The organism is Nocardia sp. NPDC050712 (assembly GCF_040654295.1).
Taxonomy (GTDB): domain Bacteria; phylum Actinomycetota; class Actinomycetes; order Mycobacteriales; family Mycobacteriaceae; genus Nocardia.
The window spans coordinates 448,378-467,365 of the sequence record NZ_JBFAHT010000005.1; the positions used below are offsets into that span (position 1 = coordinate 448,378).

Here is an 18,988-nt window from a genome sequence, read left to right on the forward strand (position 1 = left end):
ATCCCAAAAGTGTGGCTTATCGGCATAATTCGGAAACCGTCCGGTAATCGCCGAGAAATCAGCGCATAACCGCGCGGGCGGTTTGTCGGCGATTACCGGACAGTTTCCATCGAATGGCCGGAACCTATTCCCGGGCCGTATCTTTGAGGTATTCGAGCGGTCGGAGTCCGTTTATGGTGAAAAGTGAACCGGATAGTGGTAGCTGGGCGGTAATTACCGGCGCTTCGTCGGGAATCGGTGCGGCACTGGCCTATCAACTGGCCGAACGCGGCTATGCCACCGTATTGGTGGCGCGCCGAGTCGATCGGCTGGAGGCGTTGGCGGGCCGGATCCGGAACGACTTCGCCACCGAGGTCGCGGTCATCCCGTGTGACCTGGCCGACCGCGTCCAACGGGAAGGCCTGTGCGCGGATCTGGCGAGCCGCAGCGTGGCGGTGCTGTGCAACAACGCCGGGTTCGCGGTCTGCGGCGAGATAGCGGACACCGATCAGCGCGCGCAGCGGTCGGTCGTGCAGGTCAATGTTGTTGCGGTGCAGGAGCTCACCTTGGCGGTACTACCCGGGATGCTGGCTCGCCGCAGCGGCGCGATCCTGATCACCGGATCCATCTCCGGCGTGCAGCCGGTACCGACCGCCGCCACCTATGCCGCGAGCAAGGCATTCGTGAACAGCTACGCCGAGGCGCTGCACGTCGAGCTGGACGGTACCGGCGTGCACTGCACGCTGTTGTCACCCGGCCCGGTGCGCACCGAGTTCTATCGAGTCGGGGGAGTGTCGGCGGAGCGGGAGAACTCCTACGCCGCGATCTCGACCGACCGGGTAGCCCGGGCCGGTCTGACCGCCCTGTTCGGGGCGCGGCGCACCGTGACACCGGGACGCACGGCGCAACTACAGGCCTGGGGTGGCCGGACCATTCCACGCCGGCTGCTGTTCCCGGCACTGCGGCGCCTGGTGCTGCCGTGGCTGCGCGCGGGACTTGTCGATTCGAATACCAGGAGGAGCGCGAATGTCCAATACCGAAGCGCGGCGACTGTTGCGCGCCGCGGAAGCGATGGCGGGCGGTCCCTTGCACGCGCGACTACGCCTGTGGGACAACAGCACCGCGGGCACCGACGGGCCGGTCGTAGTGGTGCGGGACCCGAAAGCGCTGCGGCGGATGATGTTCCGGCCGAGTGATCTCGGCGTCGCACGGGCCTACATCGCGGGCGATCTGGAGGTCGAAGGCAGTCTCGTCGATTTCATGCGGGAGTACATGCTCGCCGCCGATCGCGCGTTCGACGACCTCCTGGCCGCGCGGATCCGCCCGCTCGCCGCCCGGTTCCTCGCCGTCGCCGACATCGGGCAGTGGTTGCTCCGCAAGGGATTACTGGGCCAGCCGGTGCCGCCGCCCGCGGCCGAGGTGCCCCGGGCTTCCGCGCGCGGTGCCGCCGCCGTCCGGCACCACTACGACCTGAGCGACGATTTCTATCGCTTGATGCTGGGCCCGAGCATGGTGTACTCCTGCGCGGTGTGGAAGAGCCCGGCCCAGCCGATCGATCTCGAGGCGGCCCAGCTCGCCAAGCTGGACCGGATCTGTCAGCGTCTCGAATTGCGGCCGGGCATGCGGCTGCTCGACATCGGCTGCGGTTGGGGGGCGCTGGCCGTGCACGCGGCCGCGCACTACGGCGTCGACGTGGTCGGCGTAACCCTGGCCCGCAATCAGGTGGCCTATGGCCAGGAGTTGGCCGAACGGGCCGGGGTCGCGGATCGAGTCGAGTTCCGCCTCAGTGATTTTCGGGACGTCACCGATGGTCCGTTCGACGCGGTCTCCAGCATCGAGATGACCTTCCACCTGGACGTTCGCGGGCGCGAGCACCATGCCCGCGCGGTCTACGATCTGGTCCGGCCCGGTGGTCGGCTGTTCTGCCACGAGATCACCGCCTCGCCCAGAGGGCGCGTGTTCCAACGCTTCTCCGGCTTCATCCCGGCCTACATCTTCCCGGAAATCGATGTCCCCACCCGCGACGCGGCCATCGGCTGCCTGGAATCCGCGGGCTTCGAGATCGCGAGCATCGAGAACCTCCGCACGCACTTCGCCGCGAGCCACCGGGCGTGGTTACGCAATATCGAGGAGAACTGGGCGGCGATCGTCGCCGCTGTCGGGGAACAGCGGGCCCGCGCCTGGCGGTTGTTCGCCGCCATGTCCGTGGTCAGTTGCGATATCGACAACATCGGGGTGATCCATACCGTCGCGCACCGCCGCGCTTGACCCCCGGTTCCGCTCCCGGTCAGTTCGGTGTCGCCTCCGGTGGTGTCCACTCGGCGACCAGGTCCAGCAGGCCCGGGAATCGGGTTTGCAGGTCGTCGATGCGGACGTGACTGCGGCGCTCGAGGCCGTATTGGCGCTGCCGGATGACACCCGCTTCGCGCAACGCCTTGAAATGGTGGGTCAAGGAGGACTTGGGGCGGTCGATGCCGAACCATCCGCACGTGTGGTCGAACTCCTCGGAGTGCAGCAGAAGTTCGCGCACGATATGCAGGCGCAAGGGGTCGCTGAGCATGCTCAACACCGCTTCCAGGCGCAGATCCGCCACGGCCGGCTCGGGGAGCGGGTCGGGCGCGGTGGCCGGTCGCGGGTGCACCGCGTACTTCCGGCGGGTGGTGGCTGGCATCGGCGCTCCTCCGATCACATCGTAGTACGAGTTTTTTCGTACTACTGCTATGTTCGACTCCAATCGTACTAGTTCGAGTCAACTCGTACTGTCAGTCGTGGAGGTCGTTAGAACATGGCATCACTGCATACGCCGATCCGGAGCACATCGACGGCCGTCGCACCCACATGGTGGGTGTGGCTGGCGGCCTGGCCGGTCACCGCGATCTTCGTGCTGTCCAACGCGGCAACGCCGCTGTATGTCCTGTGGCAGCAGGGGATCGGCTTCTCCAAGGGCGTCATGACTGTCGTGTTCGCGTCCTACATCCTCGGGTTGCTCGGATCGCTGCTGGTCTCGGGTGCGGCCTCGGACCGGTTGGGGCGCAAAGCGGTTCTCTTACCCGCACTGGCATTGGCCGTCCTCGCCTGCGTGGTGTTCGCGAGGGCGACGAGCGTGCCCGCGCTGATGGCCGCACGGCTGTTCACCGGAATCGCCGTGGGCGCCGCGGTGTCCGCCGGTATGGCGGCGGTCACCGACGTGGCCGGGCCCGACCGTAAGCCACTCGGCGCGCTATTGGCTTCGTGCGCAATGGTGTTCGGTGCCGGAACGGGGCCACTACTGGCCGGCGTCCTGTCCGAGATTGCCCCGGCACCGACAGTGACGGTTTTTCTGGTCGAGATCGTCCTGCTGATCAGCGCGATGATAGCGGTGGCTCGTATGCCCATCCCGCGACCGGAGCGGACCGCGGCGGGTCGTTGGGTGCGCATCCCCAGCGTGCCGCACGCACAGCGACGTCAACTGGTCATGGGTGTCGCGGTGTTCGCGCCCGGCATCACCGCCACGTCGTTCGTGCTGTCGCTCGGCCCGGCTCTGCTGTCGAATCTGCTCGGCACGACAAGCCGAATCACGGCCGGCGCCATGGCCTTCGCCATGTTCCTCACGGCCACCGGCGTGCAGTTCGCGGTCCGCTCACTCGATCGACGAGCCACCATGATCATCGCCGCCGCCGCCACCACCTCGGCGATGATCGCCCTCATCCTGGCCGTGCACACAGCCTCGGTCCCCGCATTGCTCGCCGTCGCCCTCCTCGCCGGCATGGGCCAAGGACTCGGCCAACTGGGCGGCCTGTCCCTCCTGAACGTAAACGTCCCCACCCACCGCCTGGCCGAAGCCAACGCCGCCCTCAACGTCGCCGCCTACATTCCCGCGGGCCTCCTGCCCGTCAGCGCGGGCTACCTCAGCGACGCCCTCGGCCTCCCCACCGGAGCAACCCTCTTCGGCATGGTCCTGCTGACATTCGCGATCATCGGCGGCCTAGCGGTCGCCCGGCTCACCCACGAACGCCCACACTGACAGGTAGTCCGATCGTGCCGTACTTCCGGTTCGACTCCGGTCCACCGTCGCGCGGTGTAGTAGCCTACGTGCCAAAGCTCGAGGTTGGAGTGCGGCGGTGGGGTGTCGCGTGTCGAGAGGGGGATGGTGGCTGAATCCACAGGTCTCGGTCATTTCGAGGTAATTCCGGAGGATCTGCAAGGTCTCGGGCGAGCCGCGTATCAGATCGCAGCGGAGATCCGGTCGGCGTCAGCGAGTCTGGACACCGAGGTGCAAGGGCTGATGAGCACCTGGAAGGGTGCCGCAGCGGACTCGTATGTGGCTGGTTGGAACGAGATGCACAGCGGTGCGATTGACGTGTGGGACACATTGTTCGCACTGGCGGAGCGGCTCGGGATCACCGCCGAAAACTTTCGGCAGGTCGATGCCGACTCCTCGGCGGCTTTATCTTCCCTGGACCTGCCATGAGTGCCGCAGGAGAGGGGTTCTCGGTCGATCTGGATCACCTCGACGACGTGACAATCCGGATGCGCCAATTGAAGGCTTACATCATCGACCAGCTGGCCGCGCTGGACGAGAAGGCGAAGGCGGTGCTACCGACCTGGATCGGTGACGCGTCGATCGCCTACCAAGTGGCGCACCAGGAATGGGCCGATGGTGCTACCGACGTGCAAGAAGGACTCGCTGTGCTCGAGAAGGCCGCGCAGACCGCACATGGCAACTACACCGGCGCGATGGCGGCTAATTTGAAACGCCTCGGGATGTAAGAAATCGGCTGCGAAAGCCATCGGGGGTCTCATAGATGAAAATAGAATTCGGCGCTTACTACTCCGTCGGAAACGCCTGTTTCGGTCTGGCTGATGATTTGCATTCGGCTTTTACGACGGAGACCGCCACTCTGAACACCTGCGATGGCATGGCGGGGGTGGATGAAGAGGGGATTGCATGGGCAGCCGATTACGACACCCGTGTCAGCGAATTGCTTTCTCTGGTTGCCGATCTCGGAGAGGGAGTGCAGAAACTGGGCCGGGTGACCGTCCAGTGCGGGTACGAAAGTTATCTGGCCGACTACTACAGCATGGTCAATCCCACCGGTCCGCCAAGCGCGATACCGGCTATGCCTACCGCAGAGCGCAGATCGTACGGTGCTCCCTGTAAAGCCGGGGCGGAGTCGAAGGGTGGCCTGCGCGACAGCGTGGACGATGTCATCGGCTTGGCGAACAAGGTCGGGATCGCGATTCCGGATGGGGACACAGATCAACTCCAGGTCGCCGCGGAGGCGTGGAATCGGCTGCAGAACAATTACACTGCCAACTTCGCCTCGGTGCTGAGCACCGCCGCGACAGTGATGGATGGTTGCGACGCAGCCGACGCTGTGGTGATCGCGGAGAAGCTACGCGGGCTGCAAACTGTCGTAGACGATGTCCTCGCGGCCTGCGGGGAACTGTCGGCGATGTGTACCGAATTCAAGGATGCTCTCTGGGCGCTTCGCCGGCAGATGCTGTGGAGCATTCTCGAAGAACTCGGTTGGAAAATCGCCGAGCGAGTTGTCCTGGCGGCGGCGAGTTCCTTCCTCACCTTCGGTGCCTCCGTCGTTATCGGAGGCGTAGCGATCGCGGACACTGTGCTCGACTACGCCCGCAAGATCGCCGAGAAGGTCAAGGACTGGCGGAGGCTGCGGGCACAGGCTAAAGCTGCTCGCAAGCAGCGTGATCTCGGGACCTCTAAGCAGAAGGTCAGCGATGCCAAAAACCTCGACGATGGGCAGGGACCGAGCAGTGTGCCCAGCGTATCCGGCTTAGACTGGGCGAAGATCACTGACATCTTGCAGGAAGCTAAAAAGAACAAGGGTAACTTCGGCCTCGGCGAGGGAACTATGGAAGAGGCTGAAGCCGCTGGAAAGGCCTGGGTCGGACCGAATGCGAAACTAGCATCGGATGGAAAGACCTGGGTGAGCGAAGACGGCCTCAGACAATACCGGCCACCGAGCTACAAGCCGAACCTAGGCTTGACTCAGGCGAATTTCGAATGGCGAACACTACCGTCGACCACCAAGGAATGGCAGGGCAATGGGCACCTCTACATTACGGACGCACCGTGAAAGCTGAATTGAAGGGGCTGCACAGTCCAGATGCGGACTTGACGAGTGACGTCCTGCCCGACAATGCGCTGTTCGTGCAATTGATGATCGGTCCGCTGGGTGGGCGAGGCGAGGAATCCTTCGACGTGACAGTGTGCACGCCCGCCTGGCGCGACCAGGTAATTTCCAAGGATCCGGATGCCGGGAGATTCCTTCTGGTACTGGATCGAATCGAGTTCGAGTCGATCGAGAAGTTCGTAACGGACTTCTTGGCGCCATTGGAGCGGCCGACCTGGCAAGAACTCGCGGCCGAAATCGGGAAACTTGGAAAGTGGGAATTCCTCGACTACCGCCCGTAGTGATATCGCATGGCGTGACGGGGGTTCGACGATGGACACACGGTTTTTCGAGGTAGCCGGTCAGTAAGGCGGCTGACCCGGGTTCTCGTCCTGTAGCGGAAGGGTAGAGATCAATGCTTGTCCAGCAGGGATGGGACGGCATCTACGCGTCCCTGCCGGACGGGGGGCATCCGGCTCCAGCTCACGCCCAACTGATCGTCAGCGTCGACATAACCATCCAGTTACAGATCGGCGACCATGTGGCAGGTTCGTTGAATGCCCTTTCGCGTACCTGCGACTGTTGGTCCAGTTTGCGATCTTTTCGACCCTCGCGTCTCGACCCACACGGTGAGGAACGTCAAAATGACCAACGGACGGGCTGGATCGAGAGCAACCGGTGATCGTGCAGTGGGGACACGGTAGTGGCTGTCGGCAGCGCGACGGAGCCGCCGCCCACGGCAGGCGGCACGGTGACGATGGTTGAGGCCGGCACCTTCTGCCTGTCCGATCAGCTCGGCGATATCCACTCCGGGCAGGCCCACGGCTTCTTCTACCGGGACGCCCGCATGCTCAACCGCTGGGAACTGCGCCTGGACGGCCACCTGCCCGAACAGCTCGCGGTCCTGCCCGCCGAGGCCTTCCGGACCACCTTCATCGCTCGCATGCCACCCCGGCAGGGCGTCGCCGACTCCACCGTCCTGGTGATGCGCCGCCGGATCATCGGTGAGGGCATGCACGAGAACATCGTGATCCGCAATCTGGGTGACGAGGACACCGCGGTGAAAGTGACGCTGAGCCTCGACTCCGACTTCGCCGACCTGTTCTCGGTCAAAGACGGCCGGTTGAACACCACCGGTTGCGAGATCTCCGTCACCGACGGCGCGCTCCGGCTGTCCGACCGTGAGGACACCGGCCGCGGGCTGCTGGTCACGGCGACCGGTTCCCCGACCATCCATCCCGGCACGCTGAGCTGGCAGGTCGTGGTGCCGAGCCAGGGCAGTTGGCAGAGCACGGTCGAATGCCAGCCGCTGGTCGGGCACCAGGCCGTGCCGGTGAACCTCAACGACGACGACGAGACCAGCCCGTCCGGCAAAATCCGGCAGTGGCGCGCCAATGCCACCAGCCTGACCGCCGACGGCCCCGGCCTGAACACCATTCTGCAGCGCACCGAAAGCGATCTCGGCGCCTTGCGCATGACCGACGCCGAGGACGGCTCGGATTACGTGGCCGCGGGCGCGCCGTGGTTCATGGCCCTGTTCGGTCGCGACAGCTTGATCACCTCGTGGATGGCGCTGCTGCTGGACTCCGATCTGGCCCTGGGCACCTTGCGAAGGCTGACGAAACTGCAAGGGCGTAAACATGATCCGCTCACCGAGGAGGAACCGGGGCGCATCATGCACGAGATGCGCTACGGGCCGAAAGGTGACCAGGTACTCGGCGGCGGCGTCTACTACGGCACCGTCGACGCGACCCCGTTGTTCGTCATGCTGCTGACCGAATGCTGGCGCTGGGGTGTCGAGGAGAGTTCCATCAAGGAGCTCCTTCCCGCCGCGGACGCCGCGCTCACCTGGATCGACCACTTCGGCGACACCGACGGTGACGGTTTCGTCGAGTATCGACGCAAGACCGACCGGGGCCTGGCCAACCAGGGCTGGAAAGACAGTTGGGACGCAATCAGTTTCGCGGACGGGCGGCTGGCGGATCCGCCGATCGCCCTGTGCGAGGTGCAGGGGTACGTCTACGCGGCGCGGCTCGGCCGGGCCGCACTGGCCGAGGCCTTCGGTGACAGCGCCGCCGCTGCCCGCCTCCGCAAGCAGGCCCAGGACTTGCGAGCCCGCTTCGACGAGGCGTTCTGGATGCCCGAATCCGGTTGCTACGCAATCGCATTGGATCGGAACAAGGACCAGGTCGACGCCATCACCAGCAATGTCGCGCACTGCCTGTGGACCGGAATCGTGCCCGACGAGCGAGCCGCGGAGATCATCGAGCGCCTGGCCGCGCCGGACATGAACAGCGGTTTCGGGCTGCGCACCCTGTCCTCGAAAATGGGACGGTACAACCCGATGGGCTATCACACCGGCTCGATCTGGCCGCACGATACCGCGATCGCGGTGGCCGGGCTGCTGCGCTACCAGCACATTCCGGGTGCGGTGGAGTTGGCGCAACAGCTGTCCGCCGGACTCATCGAAGCCATTCTGGCCTTCGGCGGGCGACCGCCGGAATTGTTCTGCGGATTCGCCCGCGACGATATCTGGACGCCGGTGCCATACCCCACGTCGTGTTCGCCGCAGGCCTGGGCGAGCGCGGCACCCTTGCTGATCATGCGCTCGTTCCTGGGACTGGCGCCCGCCGCGCCGCAGCGCGAACTCGCCGTCACGCCGCGGTTGCCCGCGCGTGCGGGGCGAATGCGGTTGGCCGATCTCCGGCTCGGGTCGGCGACGCTCACCCTGCTTGCCGAGGGGTCCGCGGTGAAAGTGGAAGGGCTGCCCGCTGATTGGCAGTTGCAGCAGTATTAGCCGAGGCGGGTTCGGTGCCTATGTGTCGATGCGGAATTCGGCCCAGAGTGGGTAGTGGTCGGAGATGCGGAACGAGGTCTGGGTGCGGGTGAGGCCGGGGTAGCAGTGCGGCAGGAAGTCGAAGTGTCCGGCTTGCTGGGTGTAGGTGAGGTCGGTGAGCAGGCTGTGGTTGTCGGGGGTGGAGAACCAGGCGATCTGGTCGTAGTAGTTGGTGGTGTTGTCGTTGCCGAAGATGGTGCGGTCGACGGTGTCGAGTTGGGTGGGTGCCCACAGGCCGGTGGAGACGAAGGCGTCGAAGAGCGGGTCGCCGAGTCGGTCGAGGTTGAAATCGCCAAGGACGAGCAGGTTGTCGTTCCAGTCGTTGGGGCGGTCGTTCCAGTCGCGCATCCAGTGCGCGAAGGCGGTGATCTCGGGGAGCCGGTCGCGGGGGTTGGCGCCCCAGAGGATGTGGACGGTGGTGAGGATGAATTCGATTCCGGCGCGGGTGAAGCTCGACGCGTAGGGGGTGCGGACGAATTGGCGGCCGGGGTCGCCGGCGGCGGGTGGGAGCACGATTTCGCCGACGAGGCCGGAGGGTTGGACTCGGGTGGTGTCGTAGAGGTAGGCGAGTCGTTCGCCGTTGCCGTCGTTGTCGCCTTCCGAGACGTCGGAGACGATCGCGCGCCAGTCCGGGCCGAGTTGGGTGAGCAGGAAGCGCAGCGCGGTGGTGTTGCGTTGGACTTCCTGCAGGGCGCAGACGTCGAACGCGGCGATGATCGCGGCGATGAATGTGGTTGCGCGCCAGTCGCGTTTGGGGGAGGCGGTGCCGCCGGCGTTCCAGGAGGGGGTGAGGTTGCCGAACTCGCGCAGGTTCCAGGTGCCGATGATCAGGTTGGAGTCGGTGCGGGCGGGCACGACGGTGGCGACCGCGGTGCGGAGCCGGGCGGCTTGCTCGCTGACGTCGTCCGGGATTGCCACACCGTAAGTGCATCACGGAGGCTCGGCGTGCCCATGTCGAATCGAGGAACCTCGTACCTCCGCCCGGGTCCGTAGAACCCGAGGCTTGCTAACGCGCAAATACTGTTACAGACTGTCTCAGTAACTTGTGTGTGTCGTCGCGTCTCGCTAACCGGTGGAACGCGGCTTCCGAATCGGGAGGACATCGGTGTCCCAAGCCTTCGAAATCGGCCCCGAGGAGCTCGAACTCGCCTACGACGTTCGAGGTCACGGCCCTACTCTGATCCTGCTGCACGGCCTCGTGCATCGGCGTCACGCCTGGGATCCGGTGGCCGACAGGCTGGCCCGCCATCGTCGCGTCGTCACCGTGGACCTGCCCGGACATGGTGATTCGCCCGATCTGCCGGACGACGCCGACGTCCTCGAAGCTTCGATAGAACGTCTGAGCCGGTTCGTCCGAGCCATCACCCCCGCCGGTGAGAAGCCGCATCTCGCCGGCAACTCGCTGGGCGGGTACCTCGCGCTCGAGCTGGCCTGCCGTGGCCTGGCCCAGTCGGTGACGGCGCTGTCACCCGCGGGCTTCGCCCTCGGCGCCCTCGATCATCGGCGCTCGGTCGCGATGTTCACCGGCCTGCGCGCCGCCGTTCGCCTGCTGACCGCGGACCGCGTGAGCGCCGCCCTGCTGCGCGCACCCCTGCGGGCGGCTCTGCTCGCGGCGTTCTACGCCCGCGGCTGGAAGGCCGACCCGGTCACGGCGGCCATCGATGTCCGGTCCCTGCTCGACAACGCGGTCATCGATCGGGCAACGAGCGCACCGGCGCCGATGTTCACCGATCCCGCCGGTGTGGATTGCCCGATCACCATCGCGTGGGGGCGCCGCGATCTCATCCTGCCGGCCTACCAGGCGCGCCGGGCGCGGAAGCTGTTCCCGGAAGCCACCATGCTCACCCTGCCCGGGCTCGGCCACGTGCCGATGCCCGACGACCCCGCCCTGATCGGCGCCATTCTGCTCGCCGGCAGCGCCTGATGGGCGCCACACACTTCGGCCGCGTCCTTCGGAGGCTTGAAACTTCATGACTGACAATCACTTCGACGTTCTGATCATCGGCGCCGGCGTCTCGGGCATCGGCACCGCGTGTCATTTGACCCGCGAACTTCCCGATGCCACCTACGCGGTCCTGGAGCGTCGCACCCAACTCGGCGGGACCTGGGATCTGTTCCGCTACCCGGGGATTCGCTCGGACTCCGACATGTACACCTTCGGCTTCCATTTCCGGCCGTGGCGCGGCACCGAGGTGCTGGCCGACGGGCCCAGCATCCGCGCCTACCTGGCGGAGACGGCCGCCGAATACGGTGTGACCGAACGAATCCGGTTCGGTCGCAAGGTGGTCGAGGCGGACTTCAGCAGCGCGACCGACCTGTGGACGGTGCGGACGATCGACGAAAGCACCGGCGAGACCAAGGAATACACGAGCCGATTCCTCGTCGGCTGCACCGGGTACTACGACTACGACAACGGGTACCGCCCGGAATTTCCGGGCGCGGAGTCGTTCTCGGGCGACATCGTGCACCCGCAGCAGTGGCCGGACCAGCTCGACTTCCAGGGCAAACGAGTCGTGGTGATCGGCAGCGGGGCCACCGCGATCACGCTGGTGCCCGCCATGGTCGAGGCCGCGGCCCACGTGACCATGCTGCAACGCTCGCCGACCTACGTCCTGCCGATCCCGGCGCGCGACCCCGTCGCCGTCGTGCTGCAACGCCTGCGGGTACCGGAGCAACTGATCTACCGCACCGGGCGCGCCCGCAATATCGTCTTGCAGCGCGCGGTTTTCCAGCTGTCGCGGTCCCGGCCGGCACTGGCGCGGCGCCTGCTGCTCGGTGTCGTGCGCGCGCAGACGCGCGGCGCGGTCGACATGCGGCATTTCTCGCCGAGCTACGCGCCCTGGGACGAACGCCTGTGCGTGGTGCCCAATGGAGACCTGTTCCGCGCCTTGCGATCCGGGAAGGCCTCGGTGGTCACCGACCACATCGATCGCTTCACTCCGGATGGCATCCGGCTCGCCTCCGGCGAGGAGTTGCCGGCCGACCTGATCGTCACCGCGACGGGCCTGGTCGTCCAGATCGCCGGGGGAGCGCGCCTCAGCGTCGACGGCGAACCGGTCAGCACCCGCGACCGCGTCATCTACAAGGGCGTGATGATGGACGGCGTCCCCAACGCCATGTTCGTCCTCGGCTACACCAACGCGTCCTGGACGCTAAAAGCCGATCTCGCCGCCGAGCATTTCTGCCGGCTACTGCGCTTGATGACCGAGCACGGCCACACGCGCATGGTCGCGCGCGCCGACGACAGCGACCGCGATATCGAATCGGCGTTCGGCACGGCCCTGAAATCCGGCTATGTCGCCCGCGCGGATCAGGTCGTGCCGCGGCAGGGCACCGGCAAACCCTGGACGATCCTGAACAACTATTTCATCGATGCCATGCAACTGCGCTACGGCCGGCTCCGCGACAGCCATCTGCACTTCTCCAGTGTTCGCACGCGGGTCGCACCGTAGACGGCGGTTTTCGCAGGTCATCGGTTTCGATCGGGCCGGGCCGGGAATGGCGTCGGGGAGCCGATTCGAAGGAGGTGCTGGTCGTGCCCGATGGCAAAGCCGCAAGTCCGGAACGGGTGGTGATCGTCGGTAGCGGATTCGCCGGGTTCACGTGTGCCCGGAAGCTGTGCCGAATTCTGGCGAGCGCGGAGCGCGACACCGAGGTCGTGCTCGTCAGTCCCGAGGACTACATGCTGTACACGCCGCTGCTGCCCGATGTGGCGGGCGGTCTGATCGACCCGCGGTTCGTCACCATCTCGCTGGCCGACGCGCTGCCGCGCGTTCGGCTGATGGTGGGCCGGGCCGAATCGATCGACCTGGCGAACAAGACGCTCGAGGTGACGAGCAACCATGGCCCGGAACGCGAATTGTCCTGGGCGCGACTGGTTCTCACCCCGGGTTCGGTAACTCGACTGTTCGATGTGCCCGGGCTCGCCGAACACGCCCGCGGCCTCAAGACCGTCGCCGAGGCCCTCTACCTGCGCGAGCAACTGTTGCGTCAGCTCGAACTCTCCGAGTACGAGGATGACCCGGAGGTGCGGCGCGCCCGGCGCACCGTCGTTGTCGTCGGCGCCTCCTATGCGGGCACCGAGCTGATCGCGCAATTACGAGCCCTCGCCGACGACTACGCCGATCGGCGCGGTCTCGACCGGTCCGAGATCAAGTTCCTGCTGTTGGACACCGCTGAGCGGGTGATGCCCGAGGTCGGCGATCAGCTCAGCGACAAAGTCCTCGAGGTGCTGCGTGAACGCGGGATCGACATCCGGCTCGAGACCTCGCTGAAGGAACTGACCGACCGTCAGGTGGTGCTCACCGACGACTCGGTCGTCCCGGCCTACACCGTCGCCTGGGTGACGGGTGTGACCGGTGCGCCGGTGCTGAGCACCCTGAACCTGCCGATGGAGAAGGGGCGCCTGGTCGTCGACGAGCAACTCCAGGTCGCGAAGCATCCGGAGGTCTTCGCCGGTGGCGACGCGGCAGCCGTCCCCGACCTCACCAAGCCGGGCACCATCACCCCGCCGACCGCCCAGCACGCGACCCGCCAGGGCAAGGTCCTCGCCCGGAACGTCGCGGCCAGCCTCGGGATCGGACGTGCGGTCCCGTACAAGCACCGGGACATGGGCTTGGTCGTGGATTTGGGCCCGGGTTTCGCGGTGGCCAACCCGATGGGGCTGCGGCTGTCCGGCTTTCCCGCCAAGGTGGTGACCCGCGCTTATCACACGTTCGCGGTGCCGCGAGCGGTCAACCGCTGGGCGATCTCGCTGGCCTACGCGACCAACGCGGTCACCCCGCGGCCACTTTCGCTACTCGGGCTCGTCAGTCCCGAGGAAGCCAGCTTCGACCGTAGCGAACGGATTCCGAAGAAAGAATAGTTATGCGGTCAGGCGCCTTGGAGTCGAACTTCGGTGTTCAGCAGATCCGCTTGTTCGGCCAGCTGGGTCGCGTCCGGATCCGTGCCGACGCGCTCCAGCAACTCCTTGCGGCTGACGAGGACCAGACCGCCGGATCCCGGCGTGATCTGCACTCGGCCGCCCTCGAGCACGAGATTCGCCTCGGCGAATTCGGTGCCGAGCAGTTCACGCAGTATTTCGGCAGTGACTTGGCTGCCGAAGGCATGGGTTCGATCATCGGTATCCATGTCGATCGGTTGCCCGCCCGGACGCGAGCGAAACCCCAGTTACCTGCGCTGCTCCAGGCCTGTGACAATGGCGGGATAGCCCTGCGGAGGAGCACTCTTTTTCCCAGCGGCGATCCATCGGCCCGTGGAGGGCAGCGCGGCGAGAATTACGATGGCGACGCACAGCAGGAACGTGGCGAACCGGCCCACATCTTCCAGATTGCGAACGCTCAAATCTTGGCCGAAGGCGAAGACATTCGCGGCCAGCGCGGGAACGGTTGCCATTATCACGAGGACCCGGCCGGCGGTCTTGCGGAGAAACAGCAGCAGGGCGCCGAGTAGGTATAGAAGCGCCAATACGCCTGAAACAACGCCGAGTAGGAAAAAGCCCACTAGGACTATCCCGCTGAGATCGGGAAGATCGTCGGCGTGCGACCGGCCCTGCGGAGTCCTGGCGATATCGACGACCACATAAATCGAAAAGACGGTGATTCCCGCCGCGATCAGACCGGCGATTGCGGCGAAAATCGCGGCGGCGATCGCGGTGACCTTGCTGGGCTCGGAGGCGGCTGGATATGCGGGTTGGGGGTTATACGGGTAGCGAATTGCCTTGCACGTCAGCACTGTACAGGTTCGAAAAGCCCGGGAATTTCTCCCCGCACGAGGTAGGGCGCGGCCTATCGCTCCGCGGAGCAGGCGGGAGAGCCGGTGTCGCCGATCGACAGGCAAACCCAATCGTTGGCTATACGCCAGGTCCCGTCTCGGGGAACGAAGGGGATCGTTTGCGGGATGCGGCGGGAACCCGCGGTCATCGTGGCGGTGGCCATCAGGGTGCCGTGCTCGAGCATCGTCAATTTGTCGATGTGGAGGACAGCCGCGGCGTCGGCGAAGGACCGGGCGACCTCGGTGATCAGCTCGGGATCGGCCTCGTCCTCGCTGATGCGCAAAACCTTCTGGGTTGCAGGGAGATTCGGGTCCAGTGCCTGCTGTAGCCGGGCGTCGAGTTCGGCTACGGTCGGCACCGCGGGTAACGGCGATTCGACGGCTACGGCTGGGTGCGGTGCGTGTTCCGGGTAGAGCTCGGCCACGATGGCGTTCCAGATGTCGCCCGCGCTGATTCGCAGCGGGTCCATGGGCTCGGTGTTGCGGTTGGCCAGAACCACCACGCTGACCTCACGCTCGGGCAGGTACATCATTTTCGTGGTGTAGCCCGACACCGCGCCCGTGTGGCCGAGCCATGAACCGATCTTCTGAAGGCCGAAGCCGTATTCCCCGGCGCGCTCGACGTCGGTGAATTGTGTTCGTAAAGCGTGCGTTCCGGGCTTCAGGAGGTCGCCCCGGGCCAGCAGGGGCGCGTAGCGCAGCAAGTCGGTGACGGTGGAGTACATCGAACCCGCCGCGCCGAACAACGCGGGTGGTGTGCGGGTCGTGACATCGGTCAGCGTTCCGTTGTCGTAGGCGTAGCCGCGACTGTCGGGGGCAGGCAGCGTGGCATCGGTGGGGTAGCCGGTGTCGTGCAGCCCGTGCTGGTCGGCGATCTCGGTGAGGATCTGATGCACCGGCCGCCCGGTGACCTTTTCCAGGACCGATCCCAGCAGGTAGTACCCGCCGTTCGAATAGGCGGGCGTCGTGCGCGGCGGCGTGGCGGACTCGGGGTGATCGAGGATGGCTCGCAGGGTGTCGCCCTCCTGCCACTGCCGTTGCGGTGGCGCCGGCAGCAGCTGGGCGAGGAAGGCGTCGTCCGCCACGTCCGGGCTGATGACTCCGGCGTGCATGCCGAGCAGGTCGCCGATGGTGATATCGGCGCCGTAGGGCAGGCCCGGCACGAACTGCTCCATGGGAGTGTCCAGGGCCAGTCTGCCCTCGTCCGCCAGTCGCAGGATGGCTGTCGCGGTGAACGTCTTTGTGACGCTGGCGATTCGAACGTGATCGTCGACCGAGGCCGGGCGGCCGGAGGCGACGTCGGCGACGCCGTAGGCCTTGGTGAATGTTCCATAGCGCGGATCGCTGATCCCCACGAGTACGCCCGGTATCAGCCCGGCGTCCATCCGGGCGGTGATCATCCTGTCGAGCTCGACCGGCGGGAATGACGGCGCGGGGGCAGCGTCGTGGCGACACCCCGCCAGTAGCGCCGTGAGGGCGATCAGGACCCCGGCGACCGAACTGGAAATACGAATTCGGTTCTCGCACAACATCTATCGATTCCCCTCGATCGAACTGCGCTATGGGCGGGACCGCGTCGGAACAATCAATGGTGCCGGGTGCTGGGAGGTCGGAGTCTAGTGCGGGTCCGAGTGGCGAGACCTGCGCCACGCATCAGCCATCGGAAGGCCGTTGTCGACGGGCCGGGAACGAGTCCGGCCAGCTGCACGCCGTCGAGCAGGTCGTAAAGCGTTTCTCCCTCGTACATCAGGTGTTCGGCGTTGAAGTGATATCGGTCCACGGCGGTGCACTGGATGAACGCGCCATTGCCCGGGATAGCGGGCGCGTCGGCTCCGTAGGGATGCAGCTTCAGCGGCCCGACCAGGTGACCACTTCCGTAGTAGCGCACGACCATCCTGACCTCACCGTCCGGTGTCAGGTCGAGATAGCACTGCCCGGGTATCGGGTCGTAGCGCCAGTCGGGGATGGCATCGAAGAACGCGAAGTTGTAGGCCACGAATTCGTCGAGGCCGACCATGGTCGCGCCGAGCGTGGTCACGTCCTTGTAGCGCAGGTCGCGGGTGTAGAGCTCGTGATTGTGGCTCATGTCCCGGGTTTGCCAGCTCCACCAGTACTTCTTCGCCCAGTCGAGGGTCCAGGCGATATCGAAGCCGTGGCCGGCGTAGAACTCGATCTTCTTCTCGTATTCCTCGAACCACGTCCGCGTCATCGCGGTCAGCGCGACCTCGTCGAGAACCGTGACCGGCTCGGCGCGGTTCGCCAGGACTGCCGGGATCGGTTGTGCCAGGCGGGGTTTGCGCAGTGACGCTTGGAACTGCTCGTCGGTGAACATATCGTTCCCTCCATCCGGAAGCAGCTGCTTCCTGATGGAAGATGGTTCTTGTAAAGTGGTGCCGTGTCAAGGAGTTACGGCGGGCAGACCGCTGCGGGCCGCGCTGCCGAACGGCGGGCGCGTCTGATCGATGTCGGTATGGAACTGGTTGGCACGCAAGGCGTTTCCGCGCTCGGGATGCGCTCGGTCTGCCGTGCTGCCGGGTTGAGTCAGAAATTCTTCTACGAGGGTTTCGCCGATACCGACGCGCTGCTGCACGCGGTGTACCGGGCGGCGCTGTCCCGCTTGGAGAACGCCGTCGCGCCCGCGGTGGCATCCGGTGATCTGCACGCGGTGTTCGAGGCCGCCGCCCGCCTCATGGAGGCCGATCCGCGTATCTGCCGCATCCTGTTGGTCGAGCCGGTGGCGGACGCACGCCTGCGCGGCTATGTGCGAGAGACGATTCCGGCCATCGCGCTGGCCGCGCTCGGCGATCGTTTCGCCGGATCGCCGGACGATCCCGGTGTCCGCATGCGCTTTTCCGCACTCTTCGGCGCCATGATCTCGCTTTTCGTCGAGTGGACGGAAGGCGGTCTCGGCACCGATCGGGACGCCTTCGTCCGCCATGTGACAGCAGTCGCGACACAGCTGTTGTAGGTGAGCTGCGACACAGCGCAGGCCGCTACTTTACCTTCCGGATGGTAAAGTAACTGTGTGGTTACCGACTCGCGGAACAAGATCCTCGACGGCGCACTGGACCTGTTGCGCGCCGACGGTGGCGGCACCGTCACGCTGGATGCCGCCGCCAAACAGGCAGGGCTCACCAAGCCCGGTCTGATGTATCACTTCCCGACCAAGGAGGCGTTGATGCTCGCGGTCGTCGACCACGTCGCGGCCCGCTGGGAACAACGGCTACTCGACCACCTGGGCAAACCTGCACACGAAGCCACCGCGGCACAGCGCATTCGCAGCTATGTCGAGGTCGCCTTGACCGGCTCGTTCGACCGCGCCGATTTCGCGATCTTCGCCGATGCCGTCTACCGCACCGCACTCACCACGGCCTGGATCGCCCGTTTCGAACCCTGGCTCACGCTGCCACCCGAGCTCTCCGGCACCGAACGCGCCCGGCTCACCGCCGCCCGCCTGCTGGCCGACGGCTACTGGACCGCCGCCGCCACCGACGTCTTCCCGGTTCCACACCACGAACACGCGGCCCTGCTCGCCATTGTCGACGACCTCCTGAAAGGCACGGACTCCTGATGCGGAAATGGTTGCTGCTGATCGCGGCCATCGGCCTCGAAGTCACCGGAACACTCGCCTTGCGCGCCGCCCTCGACCACCCGGGCTGGTACGCGCTCGTTGCCGCCGGATACATCGGCGCCTTCGTCGCGCTGAGTCTCGTCCTGCGGGCCGGCCTGTCCCTCGGGGTCGCCTACGGCATCTGGGGTGCCAGCGGCGTCGCCCTGACCGCCGTGCTGGCCACCTTCTTCTTCGACGACCCCCTCACCCTGGTGATGGGCGCGGGTATCGCCCTGATCATCGCCGGTGTCCTGTGTGTCGAACTGGGCTCCCGCAGCACTCCCACCGAGCAGGAAGGCGCGCACTGATGAGCTGGCTGTTCCTGGTCGCGGCGATCCTCGCGGAAGTCGCGGCCACTCTTTCCTTACGGATGGCCGCCCAGGCCGGTGCGAACAAATCCTGGTACCTCGCCGTCGCCGCGGGCTACCTCACGGCCTTCGCCTTCCTCACCCTCGCCCTCGGACAGGGCATGGGAATCAGTGTGGCCTACGGCATCTGGGCCGCGAGCGGCGTCGCGCTCACGGCACTGGCCTCGCGAGTGCTGTTCGCCGAACCGCTCACCAAGGTCATGACCGCGGGCATCGCCTTGATCGTCGCCGGAGTGCTCCTGATCGAACTCAGCACCGCGCATTAGTCGCACGGCGGTACCTTGATCGGCCAGGCAAGAATCGC

General features: G+C 65.9%; 21 protein-coding genes. 15 read left to right on the plus strand and 6 right to left on the minus strand.

What is annotated here, in order from left to right; genetic code table 11:
• Positions 1–173 precede the first annotated feature (173 nt).
• Entirely contained in the window at positions 174–1,175 is a 1,002-nt protein-coding gene (locus AB0H76_RS34855) for an SDR family oxidoreductase (RefSeq protein ID WP_357331337.1), read from the plus strand.
• A 76-nt stretch (positions 1,176–1,251) separates the two neighbouring features.
• A complete protein-coding gene (locus AB0H76_RS34860) occupies positions 1,252–2,247 on the plus strand; it encodes a class I SAM-dependent methyltransferase (RefSeq protein WP_357331473.1) in 996 nt (331 codons plus the stop codon).
• Between the two features lie 19 nt (positions 2,248–2,266).
• Here AB0H76_RS34860 and AB0H76_RS34865 read toward each other — a convergent pair whose 3' ends face one another.
• Complete coding sequence (locus AB0H76_RS34865; protein ID WP_357331338.1) at positions 2,267–2,650, minus strand: ArsR family transcriptional regulator; 384 nt, start codon at positions 2,648–2,650, stop codon at positions 2,267–2,269.
• Between the two features lie 114 nt (positions 2,651–2,764).
• Here AB0H76_RS34865 and AB0H76_RS34870 point away from each other — a divergent pair, with 114 nt between their 5' ends.
• The 6 genes from AB0H76_RS34870 (at position 2,765) to AB0H76_RS34895 (ending at position 8,895) form a co-directional block, all read left to right on the plus strand.
• A complete protein-coding gene (locus AB0H76_RS34870) occupies positions 2,765–3,982 on the plus strand; it encodes an MFS transporter (RefSeq protein WP_357331339.1) in 1,218 nt (405 codons plus the stop codon).
• A 126-nt stretch (positions 3,983–4,108) separates the two neighbouring features.
• The gene (locus AB0H76_RS34875) at positions 4,109–4,429 is read left to right on the plus strand and encodes a WXG100 family type VII secretion target (protein ID WP_357331340.1); all 321 of its coding nucleotides are present in this window, start codon (positions 4,109–4,111) and stop codon (positions 4,427–4,429) included.
• Positions 4,426–4,728 (plus strand): WXG100 family type VII secretion target, encoded by a 303-nt coding sequence (locus AB0H76_RS34880; protein WP_357331341.1) that lies wholly within the window; start codon positions 4,426–4,428, stop codon positions 4,726–4,728. The genes AB0H76_RS34875 and AB0H76_RS34880 overlap by 4 nt, the downstream gene beginning before the upstream one ends.
• A 35-nt stretch (positions 4,729–4,763) precedes the next feature.
• Complete coding sequence (locus AB0H76_RS34885) at positions 4,764–6,062, plus strand: hypothetical protein (RefSeq protein WP_357331342.1); 1,299 nt, start codon at positions 4,764–4,766, stop codon at positions 6,060–6,062.
• Complete coding sequence (locus tag AB0H76_RS34890) at positions 6,059–6,400, plus strand: Imm8 family immunity protein (protein WP_357331343.1); 342 nt, start codon at positions 6,059–6,061, stop codon at positions 6,398–6,400. The genes AB0H76_RS34885 and AB0H76_RS34890 overlap by 4 nt, the downstream gene beginning before the upstream one ends.
• Positions 6,401–6,801: 401 nt before the next feature.
• Entirely contained in the window at positions 6,802–8,895 is a 2,094-nt protein-coding gene (locus AB0H76_RS34895) for a glycogen debranching N-terminal domain-containing protein (RefSeq protein ID WP_357331344.1), read from the plus strand.
• Positions 8,896–8,913: 18 nt separating this feature from the next.
• Here the strand turns inward: AB0H76_RS34895 and AB0H76_RS34900 are convergent, their stop codons facing one another.
• Positions 8,914–9,852 carry an endonuclease/exonuclease/phosphatase family protein gene (locus AB0H76_RS34900; RefSeq protein ID WP_357331345.1) on the minus strand — a complete coding sequence of 313 codons (939 nt, stop codon included), beginning with the start codon at positions 9,850–9,852 and terminating at the stop codon, positions 8,914–8,916.
• Between the two features lie 187 nt (positions 9,853–10,039).
• On the opposite strand from AB0H76_RS34900, the gene AB0H76_RS34905 reads away from it, so the two are divergent.
• The 3 genes from AB0H76_RS34905 to AB0H76_RS34915 all read left to right on the plus strand — a co-directional run bounded on the left by AB0H76_RS34905 (position 10,040) and on the right by AB0H76_RS34915 (position 13,798).
• On the plus strand, positions 10,040–10,858 hold the full coding sequence (locus AB0H76_RS34905; protein WP_357331346.1) for an alpha/beta hydrolase: 819 nt from the start codon (positions 10,040–10,042) through the stop codon (positions 10,856–10,858).
• Between the two features lie 46 nt (positions 10,859–10,904).
• The gene (locus AB0H76_RS34910) at positions 10,905–12,386 is read left to right on the plus strand and encodes an NAD(P)/FAD-dependent oxidoreductase (RefSeq protein ID WP_357331347.1); all 1,482 of its coding nucleotides are present in this window, start codon (positions 10,905–10,907) and stop codon (positions 12,384–12,386) included.
• A gap of 83 nt (positions 12,387–12,469) precedes the next feature.
• Complete coding sequence (locus AB0H76_RS34915; protein ID WP_357331348.1) at positions 12,470–13,798, plus strand: FAD-dependent oxidoreductase; 1,329 nt, start codon at positions 12,470–12,472, stop codon at positions 13,796–13,798.
• Between the two features lie 8 nt (positions 13,799–13,806).
• Here the strand turns inward: AB0H76_RS34915 and AB0H76_RS34920 are convergent, their stop codons facing one another.
• The 4 genes from AB0H76_RS34920 to AB0H76_RS34935 are packed head-to-tail and all read right to left on the minus strand — an operon-like array spanning position 13,807 to position 17,038.
• Positions 13,807–14,064, minus strand: coding sequence for a hypothetical protein (locus tag AB0H76_RS34920; RefSeq protein WP_357331349.1), 258 nt, complete (start codon positions 14,062–14,064; stop codon positions 13,807–13,809).
• 39 nt (positions 14,065–14,103) lie between these two features.
• Positions 14,104–14,667 carry a hypothetical protein gene (locus AB0H76_RS34925; RefSeq protein ID WP_357331350.1) on the minus strand — a complete coding sequence of 188 codons (564 nt, stop codon included), beginning with the start codon at positions 14,665–14,667 and terminating at the stop codon, positions 14,104–14,106.
• Between the two features lie 53 nt (positions 14,668–14,720).
• Positions 14,721–16,238: a serine hydrolase domain-containing protein gene (locus AB0H76_RS34930; RefSeq protein WP_357331351.1), complete on the minus strand. Its 1,518-nt coding sequence runs from the start codon at positions 16,236–16,238 to the stop codon at positions 14,721–14,723.
• 53 nt (positions 16,239–16,291) lie between these two features.
• The gene (locus AB0H76_RS34935; RefSeq protein ID WP_357331352.1) at positions 16,292–17,038 is read right to left on the minus strand and encodes a nuclear transport factor 2 family protein; all 747 of its coding nucleotides are present in this window, start codon (positions 17,036–17,038) and stop codon (positions 16,292–16,294) included.
• 63 nt (positions 17,039–17,101) lie between these two features.
• Between AB0H76_RS34935 and AB0H76_RS34940 the strand changes: the two genes are divergently transcribed.
• Genes AB0H76_RS34940 through AB0H76_RS34955 form a run of 4 tightly spaced genes read left to right on the plus strand, consistent with a single transcriptional unit; the run spans position 17,102 to position 18,950 of the window.
• Positions 17,102–17,674, plus strand: coding sequence for a TetR family transcriptional regulator (locus AB0H76_RS34940; RefSeq protein ID WP_357331353.1), 573 nt, complete (start codon positions 17,102–17,104; stop codon positions 17,672–17,674).
• 57 nt (positions 17,675–17,731) lie between these two features.
• On the plus strand, positions 17,732–18,277 hold the full coding sequence (locus tag AB0H76_RS34945) for a TetR family transcriptional regulator (protein ID WP_357331354.1): 546 nt from the start codon (positions 17,732–17,734) through the stop codon (positions 18,275–18,277).
• On the plus strand, positions 18,277–18,624 hold the full coding sequence (locus AB0H76_RS34950; RefSeq protein ID WP_357331355.1) for an SMR family transporter: 348 nt from the start codon (positions 18,277–18,279) through the stop codon (positions 18,622–18,624). The genes AB0H76_RS34945 and AB0H76_RS34950 overlap by 1 nt, the downstream gene beginning before the upstream one ends.
• Positions 18,624–18,950, plus strand: a complete 327-nt coding sequence (locus AB0H76_RS34955) for an SMR family transporter (RefSeq protein ID WP_357331356.1) — start codon at positions 18,624–18,626, stop codon at positions 18,948–18,950. Before AB0H76_RS34950 ends, AB0H76_RS34955 begins: the two co-directional genes overlap by 1 nt.
• The last annotated feature ends 38 nt before the right edge of the window (positions 18,951–18,988 follow it).